Annotated in this window: 14 protein-coding genes and 1 riboswitch; of the genes, 10 read left to right on the forward strand and 4 right to left on the reverse strand. The window is 72.6% G+C overall.

Annotation, left to right across the window (positions count from 1 at the left end):
- The first annotated feature begins 83 nt into the window (after positions 1 to 83).
- From ACZ58N_RS30360 to ACZ58N_RS30370, 3 genes are all read left to right on the forward strand, one after another.
- Entirely contained in the window at positions 84 to 992 is a 909-nt protein-coding gene (locus ACZ58N_RS30360; RefSeq protein WP_471166244.1) for a carbohydrate ABC transporter permease, read from the forward strand.
- Between the two features lie 94 nt (positions 993 to 1,086).
- Entirely contained in the window at positions 1,087 to 1,962 is an 876-nt protein-coding gene (locus tag ACZ58N_RS30365; RefSeq protein WP_471166247.1) for a carbohydrate ABC transporter permease, read from the forward strand.
- A 65-nt stretch (positions 1,963 to 2,027) separates the two neighbouring features.
- Positions 2,028 to 3,635: a glycoside hydrolase family 13 protein gene (locus ACZ58N_RS30370; RefSeq protein ID WP_471166249.1), complete on the forward strand. Its 1,608-nt coding sequence runs from the start codon at positions 2,028 to 2,030 to the stop codon at positions 3,633 to 3,635.
- A gap of 39 nt (positions 3,636 to 3,674) precedes the next feature.
- Here the strand turns inward: ACZ58N_RS30370 and ACZ58N_RS30375 are convergent, their stop codons facing one another.
- On the reverse strand, positions 3,675 to 4,910 hold the full coding sequence (locus ACZ58N_RS30375; protein WP_471166252.1) for a citrate synthase: 1,236 nt from the start codon (positions 4,908 to 4,910) through the stop codon (positions 3,675 to 3,677).
- 55 nt (positions 4,911 to 4,965) lie between these two features.
- Here ACZ58N_RS30375 and ACZ58N_RS30380 point away from each other — a divergent pair, with 55 nt between their 5' ends.
- Together ACZ58N_RS30380 and ACZ58N_RS30385 are read left to right on the forward strand one after the other, a co-directional pair.
- Positions 4,966 to 6,132 carry a citrate synthase gene (locus tag ACZ58N_RS30380; protein ID WP_471166255.1) on the forward strand — a complete coding sequence of 389 codons (1,167 nt, stop codon included), beginning with the start codon at positions 4,966 to 4,968 and terminating at the stop codon, positions 6,130 to 6,132.
- Between the two features lie 24 nt (positions 6,133 to 6,156).
- Entirely contained in the window at positions 6,157 to 7,341 is a 1,185-nt protein-coding gene (locus ACZ58N_RS30385) for a CobW family GTP-binding protein (protein WP_471166257.1), read from the forward strand.
- A 253-nt stretch (positions 7,342 to 7,594) separates the two neighbouring features.
- On the opposite strand, the gene ACZ58N_RS30390 is transcribed toward ACZ58N_RS30385, so the two are convergent.
- Positions 7,595 to 9,712, reverse strand: a complete 2,118-nt coding sequence (locus tag ACZ58N_RS30390) for a restriction endonuclease (RefSeq protein WP_471166259.1) — start codon at positions 9,710 to 9,712, stop codon at positions 7,595 to 7,597.
- Between the two features lie 105 nt (positions 9,713 to 9,817).
- Positions 9,818 to 12,274, reverse strand: coding sequence for a DNA gyrase/topoisomerase IV subunit A (locus tag ACZ58N_RS30395; RefSeq protein ID WP_471166261.1), 2,457 nt, complete (start codon positions 12,272 to 12,274; stop codon positions 9,818 to 9,820).
- Positions 12,275 to 12,528: 254 nt separating this feature from the next.
- On the opposite strand from ACZ58N_RS30395, the gene ACZ58N_RS30400 reads away from it, so the two are divergent.
- From ACZ58N_RS30400 to ACZ58N_RS30415, 4 genes are all read left to right on the forward strand, one after another.
- On the forward strand, positions 12,529 to 13,881 hold the full coding sequence (locus ACZ58N_RS30400; protein WP_471166264.1) for a M16 family metallopeptidase: 1,353 nt from the start codon (positions 12,529 to 12,531) through the stop codon (positions 13,879 to 13,881).
- Between the two features lie 20 nt (positions 13,882 to 13,901).
- A complete protein-coding gene (locus ACZ58N_RS30405) occupies positions 13,902 to 15,269 on the forward strand; it encodes a M16 family metallopeptidase (protein WP_471166323.1) in 1,368 nt (455 codons plus the stop codon).
- A gap of 238 nt (positions 15,270 to 15,507) precedes the next feature.
- Positions 15,508 to 15,664: riboswitch (cyclic di-AMP (ydaO/yuaA leader) on the forward strand.
- Between the two features lie 12 nt (positions 15,665 to 15,676).
- Positions 15,677 to 16,486 carry a M23 family metallopeptidase gene (locus ACZ58N_RS30410; RefSeq protein ID WP_471166267.1) on the forward strand — a complete coding sequence of 270 codons (810 nt, stop codon included), beginning with the start codon at positions 15,677 to 15,679 and terminating at the stop codon, positions 16,484 to 16,486.
- 285 nt (positions 16,487 to 16,771) lie between these two features.
- Complete coding sequence (locus ACZ58N_RS30415) at positions 16,772 to 17,437, forward strand: GntR family transcriptional regulator (RefSeq protein WP_471166270.1); 666 nt, start codon at positions 16,772 to 16,774, stop codon at positions 17,435 to 17,437.
- A 281-nt stretch (positions 17,438 to 17,718) separates the two neighbouring features.
- Here the strand turns inward: ACZ58N_RS30415 and ACZ58N_RS30420 are convergent, their stop codons facing one another.
- Positions 17,719 to 18,000, reverse strand: a complete 282-nt coding sequence (locus tag ACZ58N_RS30420) for an HPr family phosphocarrier protein (RefSeq protein ID WP_351815341.1) — start codon at positions 17,998 to 18,000, stop codon at positions 17,719 to 17,721.
- Positions 18,001 to 18,197: 197 nt separating this feature from the next.
- On the opposite strand from ACZ58N_RS30420, the gene ACZ58N_RS30425 reads away from it, so the two are divergent.
- Positions 18,198 to 21,044 (forward strand): bifunctional acetate--CoA ligase family protein/GNAT family N-acetyltransferase, encoded by a 2,847-nt coding sequence (locus ACZ58N_RS30425; RefSeq protein WP_471166273.1) that lies wholly within the window; start codon positions 18,198 to 18,200, stop codon positions 21,042 to 21,044.
- Positions 21,045 to 21,054 lie beyond the last annotated feature (10 nt).

A 21,054-nucleotide genomic window follows, 5' to 3' on the forward strand; every position in this document is an offset into this window, starting at 1 on the left:
CGGGCCCGGCGGCGCGCCTGCCGGCCCCGGTCCCGCCCGCCCCTCCCGTACCGGAAGCGACGACCAGCAAGGAGCGAGCGGCGATGCCGGTCCCCACCCTCACCCGCGTCCCCCGCCCGGAGTTCCGCCGGGCACTCAAGCGGAACCTCACGGCCCACGGCTTCCTGATCGGGGCCGTCCTGTGCTTCGCCTTCTTCTCCTGGTACCCGATGGTCCGGGAGTTCCTGCTGGCCTTCCAGAAGACGGAGGGCGGAACCACCCGCTGGGTCGGCTGGGACAACTTCGCGTACGTCTTCGGGGACCCGAGCTTCTGGCAGGCCTGGCGCAACACCCTGCTCTTCACCGGCCTGGCCCTGGTCCTCGGCTTCGCGGTCCCCTTCGTGATCGCGCTCGTGCTCAACGAACTGCGCCACGCCCGCGGATACTTGCGCCTGCTCGTCTACCTGCCGGTGATGATGCCGCCGGTGGCCTCGGTCCTGCTGTTCAAGTACTTCTACGACCCCGGGTACGGCCTGTTCAACCGGGCGCTGGAGTTCCTGCACCTGCCCCCGCAGGACTGGTTGCAGTCCACCGGCACCGCGATGCTGTCCGTCGTCATCGCCTCCACCTGGATGAACATGGGAGGGGCGACCTTGATCTACCTGGCCGCCCTCCAGGGCATCCCCGGCGAGTTGTACGAGGCCGCGGAGCTCGACGGGGCGGGCCTGCTGCGCAAGATCTGGCACGTCACGATCCCGCAGACCAAGCTGATCCTCTCCCTGATGCTGCTGATGCAGGTCATCGCGACGATGCAGGTGTTCGTCGAACCGTTCCTGCTGACCGGCGGCGCCGGTCCCGAGGGCTCGACCACCACCGTCGTCGTCCTCATCTACCAGTACGCCTTCAACTTCAACCAGTACGGCGGCGCCGCGGCCCTGGGCCTGTGCCTGCTCGTCCTCCTCGCGGGCTTCTCCGCCCTCTACGTCCGACTCAGCCGCGACAACGAGAGCTGACCGCGAGCCGCCCGGCATCCGCGGGCCGTCCGTCATCCGCGAGCCGGCCGGCCCGTCGCGAACCGACCGCGAGCGCCGACAAGGAGCCCCTCCCATGGCAGAGCGCACCCTGATATCGCCCATCCGGCTCGGCCGAACCCGGGGCAGGATCCTCTACTGGACCGTCCTCCTGCTGGTCATCACCGGATTCACCCTCGTCTTCCTCGGCCCCCTCTACTGGATGGCCGCGAACGGTCTCAAGAGCACCGAGGAGTTCGCCCGGGTCCCGCCGACCCTGGTGCCGGACTCCCTGCACACGGCCAACTTCACGGCCGCCTGGAAGGTGATGGACCTCGCGAGGCTGCTGCTCAACACCCTCTACTACGCCTTCGGCGCGCTCGCCTTCCAACTCGTCCTCGACGTGGCCGCCGCCTATTCGCTGTCCCGGCTGCGCCCGATCTTCGGCAAGGCCGTCCTCGGCATGATGCTCGCGACCCTGATGATCCCGGCCACCGTCCTGGTCGTGCCGCAGTACCTGACCGTCCTGGACATGCCGCTCATCGAACGCAACCTGCTCAACACGCCCTGGGTCATCTGGCTGCCGGCCGTCACCAACGCCTTCTCCATCTTCCTGCTGAAGCGGTTCTTCGACTCCATCCCGAAGGAGATCCTCGACGCCGCCGCCATCGACGGGGCGAGTGCGTCGCGCACCCTGCGCTCGGTGGTCCTGCCCATGTCCCGGCCCGTCCTCGGCGTCGTCTCGATCTTCGCGATCGTCGGCGTCTGGAAGGACTTCCTCTGGCCGATGCTCACCCTTCCCGACCCCGCCCTGCAAACGCTCAACGTCGGCATCCACTCCCTGGCCGGCGGCGTTCCGGAGAACCATCTGATCGCCGCGCTCGCGATGGCCTCGGCGCCGACCCTCGTGATCTTCCTGATCTTCCAGCGCAACATCATGAGCGGCCTGACGGCCGGCTCCCTCAAGGGCTGACCGACCGTTCCGGGACCACCGCCGAGCCGTCCGGCCGCCCGCACCCGCCGTGAAAGGACCCTGACGTGGCCGACCTCCCCCTGCCCGACAGCGACGCCGACTGGTGGCGCTCCGCGGCCATCTACCAGGTGTACGTACGCAGCTTCGCCGACGGCGACGGGGACGGCACCGGTGACCTCGCGGGCGTCCGGGCCCGGCTGCCGTACCTCGCCGAACTGGGGGTGGACGCCCTGTGGTTCACCCCCTGGTACCTCTCCCCGCTCGCCGACGGCGGCTACGACGTCGCCGACTACCGCACCATCGACCCCGCCTTCGGGACCCTGGCCGAGGCCGAGAAGCTCATCGCCGAAGCCCGCGAGCTGGGCATCCGTACGATCATCGACATCGTTCCGAACCACGTGTCCGACCGGCACGCCTGGTTCCGGGCCGCCCTCGACGCCGGCCCGGGCAGCCCCGAGCGGGAGCTCTTCCACTTCCGTCCCGGCCGCGGCGAGCACGGCGAGCTGCCGCCGGGGGACTGGCCCTCACAGTTCAACGGCGCCGCCACCTGGACGCGGGTCCCCGACGGTGAGTGGTACCTGCACCTGTTCACCCCGCGGCAACCCGACCTCAACTGGGACCACCCCGAGGTGCGACGGGAGCACGAGGAGGTGTTGCGGTTCTGGTTCGAGCGCGGCGTCGCCGGCGTACGGATCGACTCCGCCGCCCTGCTGGCGAAGGACCCGGCCCTGCCCGACCTGGCGGGGCGCCCGCCCGGCCCCTGGGCCGGCGAGCCCCACCCCTTCATCGACCGCGACGAACTCCACGGGATCTACCGCTCCTGGCGGGCGATAGCCGACGCCTACGGAGCGGTCTTCGTCGGGGAGGTCTGGCTGCCCGACTCCGAGCGCTTCGCCCGCTACCTGCGCCCCGACGAGCTGCACACGGCCTTCAACTTCTCCTTCCTCAGCTGCCCGTGGGACGCCGAGCGGCTGCGCACCTCCGTCGAGGAGACCCTCGCCGAGCACGCCCCCGTCGGGGCCCCGGCCACCTGGGTGCTGTGCAACCACGACGTCACCCGGACCGTCACCCGCTACGGCCGCGCGGACACGGGCTTCGACTTCGCCGCGAAGGCGTTCGGGATCCCGTCCGACCCGGTGCTCGGCACCCGGCGGGCGCGTGCGGCCGCCCTGCTGACCCTCGCCCTGCCCGGCTCCGTGTACCTCTATCAGGGCGAGGAGCTCGGCCTGCCCGAGGCGGACGTCCCGCTCGAACGGATCCAGGACCCCATGCACTTCCGGTCGGGCGGCACCGACCCCGGCCGGGACGGTTGCCGGGTGCCGCTGCCCTGGACCGCCGAACCCTGGAACGACCCCTGGCTGCCCCAGCCGGCGCACTGGGCGGCGTACGCGGCCGACCGGCAGGACGGCGACCCGGACTCGATGCTCACCCTCTACCGAACCGCCCTGCGCATGCGCCGCGACGCGGCCGGGTTCGGCGGCGGGGGCCTGCGATGGCTGCCCGCCCCGCCCGGGGTGCTGGCCTTCGCCCGGCCCGACGGACTGCTCTGCGTCGTCAACCTCTCCGGCGAACCGGTGTCCCTCCCGGCCGGTACGAGCCTCCTGCTGAGCAGCGCCGCCCTGGACACGGAGGGGCTGCTCCCGCAGGACACGGGGGTCTGGCTGCGGACCTGACGCCGCGGCCGGACCGCCCCCGGCCGGGGGTCCCGCCCGTCACGGCAGCGGCTGCGGCGGGCGGGGCCCCTGGTACTGCCCGCTCGGCCGCATCCGCAGTGGCCGCTCCTGGTACTCCTCCAGCGCGTGCGCGATCCAGCCCGCCGTCCGGGCGACCGCGAACACCGTCTCCCCGGCCTCGGCACGCATCCCGCAGGACACCGTCAGCACCGCCAGCGCGAGGTCCACGTTGGCGTGCAGCCCGTGCCGGGCCATCACGCCCGCCACGTCCCGAGCCGCCCCCAGCGCCGGGCCCGCCTGCGGCAGGTCGGCCAGCCGCCCGAACAGGGCCACCGCCCGCGGGTCCTCGCCCCGGTACAGCCGGTGGCCGAGCCCGGGCACCCGGCGTCCCGCCCGCAGGTACTCCGCCACCACCGGCGCCGCGCCGCCCCGCTCCAGCACCTCCACCAGCATCCGGTGGGCCAGCCGCCCGGCCGCGCCGTGCAACGGCCCCTCCAACGCGCCGAGCCCCGCGGAGACCGCCGCGTACGGGTGGGCCCGGGCCGACGCCGCCACCCGTACGGCCAGGGTGGAGGCGGCCAGATCGTGGTCGGCCAGCAGGGCGAGGGCCAGGTCGAGCACCTCCAGTGCCGGCGGGTCCGGGTCCGCCGCGGTGAGCCGGGACCAGAGCTCCCGGGCGACCGGCGCGCCCTCCCCGGCGGGGGCGCCCCACTCGGGCAGGGCGCCGGCCAGTGTCGGGACGAGGGAGCGCGCGGAGCCCAGTACGGCCTCCTCGGACAGGTCGAAGCGCAGCGGGTCCGTCACCGCCGCGGCGGCCACCGCCACCCGCAGCCGGTCGATGGGGCCGCCGTGCTCGGGGAGCGCGGCCACCGCCCTGCGGGCCGCGGCGAGCGCCTCCGGGGGAGCGGTGAAGCGGGCGCCGGGTCGCGGTTCGCCCGTCCAGAGCCACTCGGCGACCTCCTCGTACGTGTACCGGGAGGCCAGCTCGACGGCGTCCACGCCCCGGAACCAGTAGCGGTCGTCCTCGATCAGCGTGAGCGAGGTGCGGACGGACAGCTCCCCGGCCGGGGCCGCCGCCTCGCGCCGACTGCGCCGGGCCAGGGCCTCCACCTCGACCGCGTCGAAGGTGCTGCCGCGCCCGACGGGGTCGCGCCGGCTGGTGAGCTGACCCCGGCTGACGTACGCGTACACGGTCGCGGGCTTCACGCCCAGGGCGAGCGCGGCCTCCCGGGTGGTGAGGCGGCGCGGGTCGTCGGCGACCGGCTGATCTTCCATGACGCACAGCCTACATATATTGATTCGATCAATATTGACAAGGATTGATTCAAGGATGGATGGTCGATCCATGAACACCACCGCCGCACCACCCCGTGGCCTCGCCGGAGTCGTCGTCACCGAAACCCGACTGGGTGACGTCCGAGGCCAGGAGGGCTTCTACCACTACCGCCAGTACTCGGCCGTCGAGCTCGCCGCAGGCCGCACCTTCGAGGACGTCTGGCACCTGATGTTCCACGGCGAGCTGCCCGCCGACGTCGCCGAACGGGCCGCCTTCACCGCCCGCGTCGCCCCGCTGCGCCACCTGCCCGCCGCCGTCCGCGCCGCCCTGCCCGGCCTGGCCCGGGCCACCGCCGCCTCGGGACCCCTCGCCGGACTGCGCACCGCGCTGTCACTGCTCGGCGCGTCCGCGGGCCTCCGCCCCGTCTTCGACCTCGACGCGGAACACCGCGCCGCGGACGCCCTCGCCGCCTGCGCCGCCGTACCCACCCTCCTCACCGCCCTGCACCGGCTCGGCCGGGGCCTGGAGCCCGTCGACCCGCGCGACGAGCTCCCGTACGCGGCGAACTACCTCTGGATGCTGACCGGACGGGAACCGGACCCCGTACGGACCCGCGCCGTCGAGCGGTACCTGATCTCCACCGTCGACCACGGCTTCAACGCCTCCACCTTCACCGCCCGCGTGATCGCCTCCACCGGGGCCGACGTCGCCGCCTGCCTGACCGGCGCGATCGGAGCGCTCTCCGGACCCCTGCACGGCGGCGCCCCCAGCCGCGCCCTGGACACCCTCGACGCCATCGGCACCGTCGACCGCATCCGGCCGTGGATCCGGGAACGGGTCCTCGCCGGGGACCGCATTATGGGCTTCGGACACCCCGTCTACCGCACCGAGGACCCGCGCTCGCGGATGCTGCGCGGGATCGCCCTGGAGTTCGGCGGACCCCTCGTCGACTTCGCGGTCGAGGTCGAACGGCAGGTGGAGGAGATCCTCGCCGAGCTCAAGCCCGGCCGCGAACTGCACACCAACGTCGAGTTCTACGCCGGGGTCGTCATGGAGCTGTGCGGGCTGCCCCGCGAGATGTTCACCCCGACGTTCTGCGCCGCCCGCGTGGTCGGCTGGAGCGCGAACGTCCTCGAACAGGCCGCCGACTCCAAGATCATTCGACCGGCCGCCCGCTACACCGGTCCCACCCCGCCCCGGCCCGTGCCGCTCCTCGACTGACCGGTCCTGGTTACCATCGGCCGGGTGAACAGCAGGCAGCCCGAGCGGAGCGTCCCCGTCGTGGTCCTCGCCGGATTCCTCGGATCCGGCAAGACCACCGTCCTCAACCACCTCCTCGGCAACAGGGGAGGAACCCGGATCGGGGTCGTCGTCAACGACTTCGGGTCGATCGAGGTCGACGCGATGTCCGTGGCCGGCCAGGTCGGCGATTCGATGGTCTCCCTCGGCGGCGGCTGCCTGTGCTGCGCCGTCGACGGCAGCGAACTGGACGCCTACCTGGAGAAGCTCTCCGCACCCGCCCACCGGATCGACGTGATCGTCATCGAGGCCAGCGGACTCGCCGAGCCGCAGGAGATGGTCCGGATGCTGATGGCCAACGAGAACCCGGCCGTCCGCTACGGCGGCATGGTGCACGTCGTGGACGCGGCGGAGTTCGACGCGACCCGCGAGAAGCATCCGGAGACCGACCGGCACCTCGCCGTCGCCGACCTCATCGTCCTCAACAAGACCGACCGGGTCGACGCCGCCGAACGGACCCGGATCGCGGCGGAGCTCGGCTCCCGCAGCGCCCCCGGCACCCCGGTGATCACCACCGACCACGGCCGGATCGACCCGGAACTGCTCTTCGACCGTCGTCCCTGGACCGAGACCCGCGGCCAACTCTCCTTCGAGGACCTGCTGGCCGAGGCCGCGGGCACCGGAAGCGACCACGACGGCCACGGCCACCGGGCCTGTGACGACGACAACCACGGCGCCCGCGACCACGCCTGCCACGCCCACGTCCACGCGGGCTACGAGAGCGTCGAGTTCACCTCGGACCGGGCGCTCTCACCACGCCGCCTCATCGACTTCCTGGATCGCCGCCCGGCCGGGCTCTACCGGATCAAGGGCTTCGTCCGGTTCGACGTACCGGGCCACGAGGAGCGCTACGAGATCCACGCGGTCGGCCGCTTCCTGAGCTTCGACCCCGGCCCCTGGCCGCGGGGCGAGCCCCGCCGGACGCAGCTCGTCCTGATCGGCTCCGGCATAGACGGGCCGGGCCTGCTGCGCGAACTGGAGGAATGCCGCGAGGAGGGCCCGCAGGACGCGGGTCCGGAAAGCATGTGGGGCGTGCTGCGGTACGTACCCCGGAACGCCGATGCGGAGCCCGCCGACCCCGCCGATCCCGTCGATCCCGTCGACCCTGTCGATCCCGTCGGGGGCGGCTGACCCGCCGCCGCGCGCCGCCGAGGGCCCTATGACCTGTCGTCGAACTCCCGTCTGCCTCGCGGGCGACGACGGGGCATTGACGACAGGCCCTAAGGGCTATCCCGTAATCCCCGGCGGGCGCACGACGCCGGCTACGGCACCTCGCCGCGTTGTCGGAACGCCCGAATACGCCCGGTATGAGGGCGCTCCTCCGCCTTGCGAGGCACCGCATCCGACGCCGTGCGCCGATCCACCGGGGATTACGGGACAGCCCTTAGGCCACGTCGACGCCGTACTCCCGCAGCAGGTCCTCCAGGCCGCCCCGGTAGCCCTTGCCGCCGATGACGAACTTCCAGTCGCCGTTCGCGCGGCGCCGGAAGGAGCCCAGCACCAGGGCCGTTTCACCGGCCCGGCCGTCGGAGACCTCCAGCCGGTCGATCTCCTCGCCGGCCGCGCCGAGCAGCCGGATCCGGGCGTCGGTGAACCCGGCGAGATCGGCCTCCGGATTGACCTCGGGGTCGATCGCGGCGACCAGGACGAGGCGGTCCGCGCGCTGCGGGAGGTCGTCGAAGCCGACCTCGACGGCGGCCTTGTCGGCTCCGGAGTGCGGGCGCGAGCGGACCGCGCCGTCCGGGGTCCGCGGATTGTTGAAGAACACGAAGTGGTCCTCGCTCAGCACCCGGCCGCCCTCGCAGACCAGCGCGCACACGTCCAGCGCGACCGACCCCGACCAGGACATGCCCAACACGTTGCGGTCCGGCGCCAGGGCCTCGGGCTCGGCCGGCCGTTGGGCGGGGACGTTCCGGAGGGCCGTCGCGGGCGGGGCGGTGGAGGCCCCGTCGCCCAGGCGGCCCCGCAGCCCGTACCGGTGCAGCAGGTCCACCAGCTCCACCCCGGGAACCAACTCCAACGGCTTGCCGTTGGCGAAGGTGTACGACCCCGGTCCGAAGGACGAGGTGGTGACCAGCACCCCCTTGTTCGCCCCCGCGTCCTGCACCGTGCCGTACAGGTCCCGCACGGCCGTCGGCGGGACGGTGTTGCGGTACCGCTTGACCTGGACGACGATCCGCCCGCCCCGGATCGGCGCCGGGTCCAGCGCCTCGACGTCCACGCCGCCGTCGCCCGACCGTTGCGTGGTCACCGCCTCCATGCCCATGGCCCGGAACAGCTCCGCGACCAGGTTCTCGAAGGCGATCGGGTCCATCGAGAACAGGTCGGGCTCCTCCTCGGCGCCGTCCCCGTGGCCGCCGTGCCGGACGACCCCGCTGCCGACCTCGCCCGGCCCGCGGCCGGCCCGTACCGCCGTCAGCCGGTCCGGCCGCGCCGACAACTGTCCCCGCAACCCGTCCACCAGGCAGTCCACCGCGCTCACCTGCTCCAGGCGCAGCCCCGAGAAGGCCGTGCGCGAGGCGAGCACGGTGGCCAGTACGATCTGCGCCTCGCGCCCCGTCACCGGATCGTGGTCGTCCACGAACCCGTTCACCACCACGGAGTCCAACGCGCCGAACTCGTCCGCCGCGTACAGCTCGCGCAGCACCAGCAGCAGGCACTGCGCCAGCAGGTCCCGGTAGACCGCCCGCCGCTGCGTGGCCGGCCGGGCCGTCTCCTTGTCCTGGTCGGTACTCGGCACGTAGCGCACCGACTTCGCCTCCGGCACCACCCCGAAGCCGGGCAGCTCCCAGTCCAGCACCAGTTGCCGGGCCGCCGGATCGTAGGCGGCCGTGACCTGGCGGGGCAGATCCTCGGGCCAGGCCGTGGAGGCGTACAGGGCCGCCGAGAAGTACTCGACGGCGGCCTCGGCGTCCCCCGCGCGCAGCGCCGCGGCCAGCTCGGTGAGGCCGCTGTTGTGGCGGCGCACGTCGGCGAGCTGCCCGGCCGCCCACCGGTCGTACTGCTCGCGGTACGCCGCCAGCTGCCGCAGGCGCTGCTGGTCGGCGGCGTGCGCGGCCTGCCAGGCCTGGGAGTACCGGTCGTGGGCCTCTCGCTCCGCCTGGGCGCGGCGACCCGCGCCGAGCCCCCAACCGCCGCTCTGCTGCTGGAACTGCTGGAGCTGCGGCATGGGCAGCGGATGGGCCAGCGTGCCCGGGTCGAAGGGCTCCAACCACTCGGAACGGACCAGGGAGGCCATCCGGAAGGCGGGCGCCCGGCAGCCCGCGGCCAGCATCCCCTGAAGGGCCGCGATCTCGGCGTCGAGTTCGTCCGTCCGGCGCCGGGCCTCGGCCTCGCGGTGCTGTTTGTAGGCGGCCTGCTGCTCCCGACGACCCCGGGCGACGTCCCGTTCGTACGCCCGCTGCCGGCGTTCCGCCTCGCGCTGCTGGATCAGCTGTGCCCTCTGCTGCTGTCGTTGGGCCTCGGCCCACACCCCGATCAACCCGCTGGACCGACGACTCATCAGCTGTGTTCTCCCCCCACCCGCGTGTACGGGGAAAACACTAGTCGGGCACGGGGCCCGGGGTGTGCCCCATGGCACAGCCCGCGAACCCCGTGCCCGCAGGTGCTACAACACGCCCCCCGCCAGGGCTTCGACGACGGCCGGCAGCGCCGCTCCCGAGCCGTCACGACGCGGGTCCACGGCGGGCAGTGCGGCCGGGGCGCCGTTCGCCGTGGCGGCCCGTACCGGAGCCCCACCCGCCCAGGCCAGCACCAGGACGTCCTCGCCCTTCAGGAAGCGCTGGCAGCGGACCCCGCCCGTGGCGCGGCCCTTGCGCGGGTACTGGTCGAAGGGGGTGAGCTTGCCGGAGCGCACCGAGTCGTCCAGCGTCCCGTGCGATCCCGCGACCGTGAAGACCACGGCGTCCCGGGCCGGGTCCACGGCCGAGAAGTGGATCACCTTGGCGTTGTCGGCGAGCTTGATGCCCGCCATGCCGCCCGCCGGACGCCCCTGGGGGCGTACCTGGGCCGCCGGATAGCGCAGCAACTGGGCGTCGTCGGTGATGAAGACCAGGTCCTCCTCGCCGGTGCGCAGCTCGACCGCGCCGACGATCCGGTCACCCTCCTTGAGGGTGATGACCTCCAGCTCGTCCTTGTTCGCCGGGTAGTCCGGCACGACCCGCTTGACCACGCCCTGCTCGGTGCCCAGGGCCAGCCCCTGGGAGGACTCGTCGAGGGAGGTCAGGCAGACCACGGTCTCGTCGGCCTCCAGCCCGGAGAGGAACTCCGAGACGGGCGCGCCGCCGGCCAGGTTCGGCGCGGCGTGCGTGTCCGGCAGCTGGGGCAGATCGATCACCGACAGGCGCAGCAGACGCCCGTACGAGGTCACCGCGCCGATGTCCGCCCGTGCGGTCGCGGCCACCTGGGAGACGATCAGGTCGTGCTTCGCCCGGCCGCCGCCCTCCTCCTCGGGGAGCGGTTCGCCGTTGGCCGTACGGGCGAGCAGGCCGGTGGAGGACAGCAGCACGCGGCACGGGTCGTCCGCGACCTCCAGCGGCACGGCGGCGATGGCCGTGCCCGCCGACTCCAGCAGCACCGTCCGGCGCTCGGTGCCGAACTTCTTCGCCACCGCGGCCAGTTCGGAGGAGACCAGCTTGCGCAGTTCGCCGTCCGAATCCAGGATGCCGGTCAGCTCGTCGATCTCACCGGTGAGGCGGTCGCGCTCGGACTCCAGCTCGATCCGGTCGAAGCGCGTCAGGCGGCGCAGCGGCGTGTCGAGGATGTACTGCGTCTGGATCTCGCTGAGCGAGAAGTGCTCGATCAGCCGTTCCTTGGCCTGCGCGGAGTTGTCGCTCTCGCGGATCAGCCGGATGACCTCGTCGATGTCGATCAGGGCCACCAGCAGGCCCTCGACCAGGTGCAGCCGGTCGCGCCGCTTGGTGCGACGGAACTCGCTGCGCCGGCGGACGACCTCGAAGCGGTGGTCCAGGTAGACCTCCAGCAGCTCCTTGAGGCCCAGGGTCAGGGGCTGCCCGTCGACCAGGGCGACGTTGTTGATGCCGAAGGACTCCTCCATCGGCGTCAGCTTGTAGAGCTGCTCCAGCACGGCCTCCGGGTGGAAACCGTTCTTGATCTCGATGACCAGGCGCAGGCCGTGAGAGCGGTCGGTGAGGTCCTTGACGTCGGCGATGCCCTGGAGCTTCTTCGAGCCGACCAGGTCCTTGATCTTCGCGATGACCTTCTCGGGGCCCACCGTGAAGGGCAGTTCGGTGACGACGAGGCCCTTGCGGCGCGGGGTGACGTCCTCCACCGCGACCGTCGCGCGGATCTTGAACGTGCCGCGACCGTTCTCGTAGGCGTCCTTGATCCCGGAGAGCCCGACGATCCGGCCGCCCGTGGGCAGGTCGGGACCCGGCACGAAGCGCATCAGCGCCTCCAGGTCCGCCTCCGGGTGACGGATCAGGTGGCGGGCGGCCGCGATGACCTCGCCCAGGTTGTGCGGGGCCATGTTGGTGGCCATGCCGACGGCGATCCCGGAGGCGCCGTTGACGAGCAGGTTCGGGTACGCCGCGGGCAGGGCGACCGGTTCGCGTTCCTGGCCGTCGTAGTTGGCGTTGAAGTCGACGGTGTCCTCGTCGATCGACTCCGTCATGAGTGACGTGGCGTCGGCCATCCGGCACTCGGTGTAACGCATGGCGGCCGGCGGGTCGTCGTTGCCGAGGGAGCCGAAGTTGCCGTGGCCGTCGACCAGCGGCAGGCGCATCGAGAAGGGCTGGGCCATGCGCACGAGCGCGTCGTAGATCGACGCGTCGCCGTGCGGGTGCAACTTGCCCATGACCTCGCCCACGACGCGGGCGCACTTGACGTAGCCGCGGTCGGGGCGCAGGCCCATCTCGTTCATCTGGTAGACGATGCGCCGGTGCACCGGCTTCATGCCGTCCCTGGCGTCCGGGAGGGCACGGGAGTAGATCACCGAGTACGCGTACTCGAGGAAGGAGCCCTGCATTTCGTCGACGACGTCGATGTCGAGGATCTTCTCCTCGAAATCCTCCGGCGGCGGGGTCTTCGTGCTGCGGCGGGCCATCGCTGCGCGGCTCCTTAACCAAGAATCGGGTGTACGGGGTGTACCTGGACTTACGGGTTCCGGCCGGGCGGTCCGGCAGGGGCGACGCGGACCATTGTGGCCCGGGGCGCCGACAATGCCGACTCCGACCCCGGGGGTCCCCCGGACGGAGTCCGCCGGCTGCACCCGGGAACTTCTCCGGGGGCCGACGCGCTTGCATACAGTGGCAGGTCTGACAGAAATCTCTGCATCGCGATCGAAGGGACCACATGCCCATGGGTCACACGGCCACAGCTCAGGCCGGCTCCGGCGGCCTGACAGCGACCGAGCACCGGCTGGCCAACGGCCTGCGCGTGGTGCTGTCCGAGGACCACCTCACCCCGGTCGCCGCCGTCTGCCTCTGGTACGACGTCGGCTCGCGCCACGAAGTCAAGGGGCGGACCGGCCTGGCTCACCTTTTCGAGCACCTGATGTTCCAGGGTTCGGCGAGCGTACCGGGCAACGGACACTTCGAGCTCGTTCAGGGCGCCGGGGGCTCCCTGAACGGGACCACCAGCTTCGAGCGCACCAACTACTTCGAGACCATGCCGGCCCATCAGCTGGAACTCGCGCTGTGGCTGGAGGCGGACCGGATGGGCTCGCTGCTGGCAGCCCTGGACGACGAGTCCATGGAGAACCAGCGCGACGTCGTCAAGAACGAGCGCCGCCAGCGCTACGACAACGTGCCCTACGGGACCGCGTTCGAGAAGCTGACGGCCCTCGCGTACCCCGAGGGCCACCCGTACCACCACACCCCGATCGGCTCGATGGCCGACCTGGACGCCGCGTCCCTGGAGGACGCGCGCGCGTTCTTCCGTACCTACTACGCGCCCAACAACGCCGTGCTGTCGGTGGTCGGCGACATCGACCCCGAGCGCACCCTCGCCTGGGTCGAGAAGTACTTCGGCAGCATTCCGTCGCACGACGGCAAGCAGCCGCCGCGTGACGGCTCGTTGCCCGAGGTCATGGGCGGGCAGCTCCGCGAGGAGATCGTCGAGGAGGTTCCGGCGCGCGCGCTGATGGCCGCCTACCGTCTCCCGCACGACGGCACCCGCGAGTGCGACGCCGCCGACGTGGCGCTGACCGTGCTGGGCGGCGGGGAGTCCTCCCGCCTGCACAACCGGCTGGTACGCCGCGACCAGAGCGCCGTCGCCGCCGGTTTCGGCCTGCTGCGCCTGGCCGGGGCGCCCTCGCTGGGCTGGCTGGACGTCAAGACCTCCAGCGGAGTCGAGGTGCCCGCCATCGAGGCCGCCGTCGACGAGGAGCTCGCGCGGTTCGCCGCCGAGGGCCCCACGGCCGAGGAGATGGAGCGCGCCCAGGCGCAGCTGGAGCGCGAATGGCTGGACCGGCTGAGCACGGTGGCCGGCCGGGCCGACGAACTGTGCCGCTTCGCGGTGCTGTTCGGTGACCCGCAGCTGGCCCTGACCGCCGTCAAGCGCGTCCTGGACGTCACCGCCGAGGAGGTGCAGGCCGTGGCCGCGGCCCGACTGCGCCCCGACAACCGGGCGGTCCTGGTCTACGAACCGTCGGCCGGGTCCGACGCCGACGCCACCGACGACACCGACGCGAACGAAGGGGCGGAGCAGTGAGCGACACCGCAGCCGTCACGATGACCTTCCACCCGCAGCCGCAGCCCGGCGACGCCACCCCGTGGGCCTTTCCGGCCCCCGAGCGCGGCGCGCTGCCCAACGGCCTGACCGTGCTGCGTTGCCACCGTCCGGGCCAGCAGGTGGTCGCCGTCGAGGTCAACCTCGCGGCCCCGCTGGACGCGGAGCCCGAGGGCCTCGACGGGGTGGCCACGATCATGGCCCGCGCCCTGTCGGAAGGCACCGACAAGCACTCCGCCGAGGAGTTCGCCGCCGAGCTGGAGCGCTGTGGCGCCACGCTCGACGCACACGCCGACCACCCCGGCCTGCGGGTCTCCCTGGAGGTTCCGGCCTCCCGCCTGCAGAAGGCGATGGGTCTGCTCGCCGAGGCGCTGCGGGCGCCCGCCTTCGCCGACACCGAGGTCGACCGGCTGGTGCGCAACCGGCTCGACGAGATCCCGCACGAGCTCGCCAACCCGCAGCGCCGCGCGGCCAAGCAGCTCTCCAAGGAGCTCTTCCCGGCCTCCCTGCGCATGTCCCGGCCGCGCCAGGGCACCGAGGAGACGGTGGCCCGCATCGACTCCGCGGCCGTCCGTGCCTTCTACGAGGCCCACGTGCGCCCCGCCACCGCCACCGCGGTGGTCGTCGGCGACCTGACCGGGATCGACCTGGACGCCGTCCTGGCCGACACCCTGGGCAGTTGGAGCGGCAACACCGCCGAGGCCCGCCCGGTGCCCCCGGTGACGGCCGACGACACGGGCCGGGTGGTCATCGTCGACCGGCCCGGTGCGGTCCAGACGCAGTTGCTCATCGGCCGGATCGGCGCGGACCGCCACGACCTGGTGTGGGCCCCGCAGGTGCTCGGTACGTACTGCCTCGGCGGCACGCTCACCTCGCGCCTGGACAAGGTGCTGCGCGAGGAGAAGGGGTACACGTACGGCGTGCGCGCCTTCGGTCAGGTGCTGCGTTCCACCGCCGACGGCAAGGGCGCCTCGATGCTCGCCATCAGCGGCTCGGTGGACACCCCGAACACCGGCCCGGCGCTGGAGGACCTCTGGAAGGTGCTGCGCACCCTCGCGGAGGGCGGACTGACGGACGCCGAGCGCGATGTGGCGGTGCAGAACCTGGTGGGGGTGGCCCCGCTGAAGTTCGAGACGGCGTCCTCCGTGGCGGGCACGCTGGCCGATCAGGTCGAGCAGGAACTGCCGGACGACTACCAGGCCCGGCTGTACGCCCGGCTGGCGGAAACCGGTACGGCGGAGGCGACTTCGGCGGTGGTGCGGGCCTTCCCGGTGGACCGTCTGGTGACGGTGCTCGTGGGCGACGCGGCTCAGATCGAGGAGCCCGTACGGGCACTGGGAATCGGCGCCGTAACGGTCGTCACCAACTGACCGGTGGTTGAACGGGTGTCGAGTGGCGGGCGACCGCCGCTCGACCGGTAACCGACCGTTTCCCGAGGGGCTCTGATGGATTATCCGTCAGGGCCCCTTTTGTCCGTTTAGTGGTTTGGTTGCTCGTATGCGGTGTGGCGTACGCAACAAAAGCGCTCGTGTGTTTGGCGATCCACTGATGATCCGCCTAGCGTCGGCCCTGCTGTTCGTCAGTTGTGCCCGCCGCATCCGCGGCACCGAACAGTGATCGCCGAGTCCCCGTCAGGCGCGAGCCTGGGGAGCCGGGGACCCACAGTCCCTGGGGTGAATCGGACCGCCTCGCAAGAGGAGGCCCGTAGGAGACCTTCCTGCTCCGAACCCGTCAGCTAACCCGGTAGGCGAGAGGGAAGGAAAGGATCACCCCCTTCATGGCGTTTGGCAGTCGTCCCACCGGCTCCGGCAAGCACCGCGGCTCCAGCCGTCTGAGCCGCAAGACCGCCGGCTACGCCGGTATAGCCGCCCTCGCCACCACGGGCGTGGTCGGCACCATCGCAGCCCCGGCCTTCGCTGCGGACAACTCGGGCCCCTCCATGGAGGACACCGGCCAGAACCCGGCGGTCGTCGCGAACGACCTCCAGGGCGACATCGTGGCCCAGGCCGATCTCCAGCAGAGCGCCGCCGACGCCGTCACCGCCCAGGCCCAGGCCGAGGCCGACGCCAAGCAGCGTGCCGCCGAGGCCAAGCGCGTCGCCGAGGCCGCCGAGGCCAAGGCCAAGTCCGAGCGGGAGACCGCCGAGCGCGTCGCCCGCGAGGAGGAGCGCAAGCGCCTCAACACCTACGTCTCGCCGATCGCGGGCTCCTACGTCAGCACCTCCTACGGTGCGGGCGGCGCCATGTGGTCCTCCGGCAGCCACACCGGCATCGACTTCCACGCCTCCCTCGGCACCTCGGTCCGCGCGGTCGGCGCCGGTACGGTCGTCGAGGCCGGCTGGGGCGGCGCGTACGGCAACAACGTGATCATCAAGCACAACGACGGCACCTACACGCAGTACGGCCACATGGACTCGCTCAGCGTGTCCGCCGGCCAGCAGGTCGCCCCGGGCCAGCAGATCGGCCTCGCCGGCACCACCGGCAACTCCAGCGGCGTGCACCTGCACTTCGAGGCGCGCACCAGCCCGCAGTACGGCTCGGACATCAACCCGCTGGCGTACCTGCGCTCGCACGGCGTGAACCTCTGACCCGAGCGGTACCGCACCACCGGTCTTCACGGACGACCCCGGCTCACCGAGCCGGGGTCGTCCGCGTTTTCGGGCCCTCGGGCTGTCGGGGTTCCCGCGTTTTCGCCGTCCCGGCCGCACCGGTGTCGCCGCCCCGCCCTCCCCGTCCGGGTTCCCTCCCCGGATCCGCGGAATGTTTCGGATTTCCGGCCGTCCTCGGAAATATTCGCGTGTTGCAATAGAGTCGCGACACGGTCACGATTCCGGCGACGGCGCCGGCAACCGAATTCAAGCGGAGGTCCGGTCTTGCGTATTCCCGCGCACGCGGTATGCACAGCGATCCGCGACGATATCGTCTCCGGCTTCTTCGGGCCGGGCGGCCGACTCACCGAGGAGGTCCTCGCCCGCCGGTACGGGGTCTCCCGCGTCCCGGTCCGCGAGGCGCTGCGCACCCTGGAGTCCGAGGGGTTCGTCACCACCCGGCGCCATGCGGGTGCCTGCGTGGCCGAGCCCACCGAGCAGGAGGCGGCCGACCTCCTGGAGCTACGGACGCTCCTGGAGCCCCTGGCGGCCTCCAGGGCCGCCCACCGGCGCACGGAGGGCCATCTGAAGGTACTGCGCGGGCTGGTCCGGCTCGGGCAGGAGCGGGCCCGCAGGGGCCAGGGGGAGGATCTGCGCGACCTCGGGGCCTGGTTCCACGAGACGCTGGCCCAGGCGTCCGGCAGCCCGGGCCTGATCGCGCTGCTGACCCAGACCCGGCGCAAGATCTCCTGGATGTACACGGTGGAGGCGCCCGTGCGCCCCGTCGAGGCCTGGGCCGAACACGGCGCCATCGTGGACGCGGTGGCGCGCGGGGACGCCGACCGGGCCCGGGCGCTGACCGCGCAGCACGCGGCGCGCGCGACCGATGCGCACCGGCCGCGGGTGAGGACTCCGCAACCTGCCGTAAACATGTCGAGCGCCCGGCATTAACACGGGCCGTATACAAAGGTGGCCGGACATTCGCCCGCCGCGGAGAGCGGTCCGCGGGAGCATGCTTTTATCCCGCTCTTTTTCCGCCTTCGGTGGAGTCGCTATTTCCGTGCACCGAATTTTCGCCGCAAGGCCGGAATGCGGCCGGGGATGCGCCGCAATTCCACGGAGCCATGGAACCGTGGCGTCGCGCGGCCGAAAAGACGAAGGAGCCGCAGTCCCCGGGATCGCCGGGGGCCGCGGCTCCGCCGCTCGTTCGAGGTGTCACCGGACCCGAAGGGTCAGACGGTCTCCGGGAGCTCCTCAAGGCCCTCGGCGACCAGCTTCGCGAGGCGGTCCAGGGCGGCGTCCGCGCCCTCGGCCTCGGAAGCGAGAACGATCTCCTCGCCGCCCTGGGCGCCCAGGCCCAGGACCGCCAGCATGGAAGCGGCGTTGACGGGGTCGCCGCCCGCCTTCGCGATGGTCACCGGGACGCCGGAAGCGGTCGTCGCCCGGACGAAGATCGAGGCGGGACGAGCGTGCAGGCCCTCGGCCCAGCCGACGTTGACGCGGCGCTCTGCCATGGTGATGCCCTTCAGGTTCTTACGGTTGTCTAGACCAGTCTCTCACGGCACCCCGAATGCTCGGACCGACCTTCGGCCCCGATCCACCGCCGTTCGACCCTCCCCAGCTTGCACCGGTTCGCCCCGTACTGCCGCGTTCGGCGCGCGCTCGCGTCGAGGCCGGTCCGCACCGCCCGTCCGCCCCTTAGGGTGACCCCATGACGACCGCGTCGGACCACTCGTACCCGGCCCACTGGGAAGCGGACGTCGTGCTGCGCGACGGCGGCACCGCCCGCATCCGCCCCATCACCACCGAGGACGCGGGGCGGCTCACGAGCTTCTACGAACAGGTCTCCGACGAGTCGAAGTACTACCGCTTCTTCGCGCCCTACCCGCGCCTGTCCGCCCGCGACGTGCACCGCTTCACGCACCACGACTACGTGGACCGGGTCGGCCTCGCGGCGACCATCGGCGGGGAGTTCATCGGCACCGTCCGCTTCGACCGGATCGGCCCCGACGGGCGGCCCGCCTCCGTCCCGGCCGACGAGGCCGAGGTCGCCTTCCTTGTCCAGGACGCCCACCAGGGCCGCGGCGTCGCCTCCGCGCTCCTGGAACACATCGGAGCCGTGGCCCGGGAGCGCGGCATCCGCCGGTTCGCCGCCGAAGTGCTGCCGGCCAACAACAAGATGATCAAAGTGTTCACGGACGTCGGCTACCAGCAGAAGCGCAGCTTCGAGGACGGCTCCGTCCACCTCACCCTCGACCTCGAACCCACCGCCGAGTCCCTGGCCGTGCAGCGCGCCCGCGAACAGCGCGCCGAGGCCCGCTCGGTCCAACGGCTGCTCGCCCCCCGCTCCGTCGCCGTCATCGGCGTCAGCCGTTCGGGCTCGGGAGTCGGCGCGGCGGCCCTGCGCAACCTCCGCGACGGCGGCTTCCACGGACACCTCTACGCCGTCAACGAGGCCCGCGGCCCCGGCATCGAGGGGGACCTGCTGGACGGCGTACGGGCCTACCGGACCGTCGCGGACATCGGCGCCCCCGTCGACCTCGCCGTGATCGCCGTCCCCGCGGACCGGGTCCCCGACGCCGTCGCCGGCTGCGGCGAACACGGGGTGCAGGGCCTGGTCGTGCTCTCCGCCGGCTACGGCGAGAGCGGCCCGACCGGCCTGGCCCGCCAGCGCGAACTCGTCCGGCAGGTGCGCTCGTACGGGATGCGACTGATCGGCCCCAACGCCTTCGGGGTGATCAACACCGCCCCCGAGGTCGAACTGAACGCCTCGCTGGCCCCCCGACCCGCCGCCGCCCGCGGACGCGTCGGCCTGTTCACCCAATCCGGGGCCATCGGCATCGCCCTGCTGTCCGGACTGCTCCGGCGCGGCGGAGGCCTGTCGTCCTTCATCTCCGCCGGGAACCGGGCGGACGTCTCCGGCAACGACATCCTCCAGTACTGGTACGACGACGACGCCACCGACGTGGCCCTGCTCTACCTGGAAACCCTCGGCAACCCGCGCAAGTTCACCCGCCTCGCCCGCCGCACCTCCGCCGTCAAGCCCGTGGTCGTCGCCCGCGGCGGCCGCCACACCCCGGCCGGCCACGTCGTTCCCGGTACGAGGCTCACCGACAGCACCGTCTCCGAGCTGCTGCGGCAGGCGGGCGTCATCCGGGTCGACACCGTCACCGAACTGGTCGACGTCGGCCTGCTGCTCGCCGGGCAACCGGTCCCCGCCGGCCCCCGGGTCGCCATCCTCGGGAACTCCGAGTCCCTGGGCGTCCTCACCTACGACGCCTGCCTGACGGAGGGGCTGCGCCCGCGGCCCCCGCTCGACCTGACCACCGCGGCCACCCCCGCCCACTTCCGCGCCGCCCTCTCCGCCGCCCTGGCCTCGCCCGACCACGACGCCGTCATCGTCACGGCCATCCCCTGGGTGGGCGAGCAGGCCCTGGCCGACGACCTCGCCGCCGCCCTGCGCGAGGCCGCGGCCGAGGCGCCGGGCAAGCCCGTCGCCGTGGTCCACGTGGAACTCGGCGCCCTGGTGGAAGCCCTGTCCGCCGCCCGTGCCACCTCCCCGGCAGCGGCCGCCCCCCGCGGTCCCGCGTGGACCCCGCCGGCCGCGCCGGCCGGCCCCGCGGAAGCCGCCGGGGACCCGGCCCCCGACGCCGACGCCGACGCCGACGCCGACGCGCCGCCCGGCGGCGGCCCGATCCCGACCTACCCCGCCGCCGAGCGGGCCGTGAAGGCCCTCGCCGAAGCCGTCCGCTACGGCCAGTGGCGCCGGGCCAACGCCGAGGGCGGCCAGGTCCCCGAGTACGAGGACATCGACGAACCCGGCGCCGCCGGCCTGCTCGCCCGCCTGCTCGCGGACGTCGCCCCCGCCTCCGTCGCCACCCTGGACGAGGCGGACGGCCGCGAGCTGCTCGGCCGCTACGGCATCCGCGTCCTGCCCGTCCTCCCCGCACCCACCCCCGACGCCGCGGCCCGAGCGGCCCGCGTACTCGGGTACCCCGTCGCCCTCAAGACCACCGCCCCACACCTGCGCCACCGGGCCGACCTGGGCGGCGTACGCCTCGACCTCACCACCGAGGCCGAGCTGAGGCGCTCGTACGAGGAGCTCACCGACACCCTCGGCAAGCCCGCCGAGCTGCTCCCCGTCGTACAGGCGATGGTGCCGCGCGGCGTGGACACCGTCGTCCGCTCGGTCATCGACCCCGTCGGTGGCGCCGTCCTCACCTTCGGTCTCGCCGGCGTCGCATCCGAGCTGCTCGGCGACACCGCCCACCGGCTCGTCCCCGCCACCGACCGGGACGCCGCCGCGCTGATCCGCTCCATCCGCACCGCCCCGCTGCTCTTCGGCTGGCGCGGCAGCGACCCCGTCGACACGCGCGCCCTGGAGGAACTCCTGCTGCGGCTGTCCCGACTCGTCGACGACCACCCCGAGGTCGTCGGGGTCTCCCTGGAGCCGGTGGTCGTCGCCACCGAGGGGCTTTCCGTGCTGAGCGCCACCGTCCGCGTCGCCCACCCGCCCGCCCGTACCGACCTCGGCCCGCGCACCCTGCCCAGCTACTGAGCGACGGGCA

Source organism: Streptomyces sp. NPDC040432 (assembly GCF_055595445.1).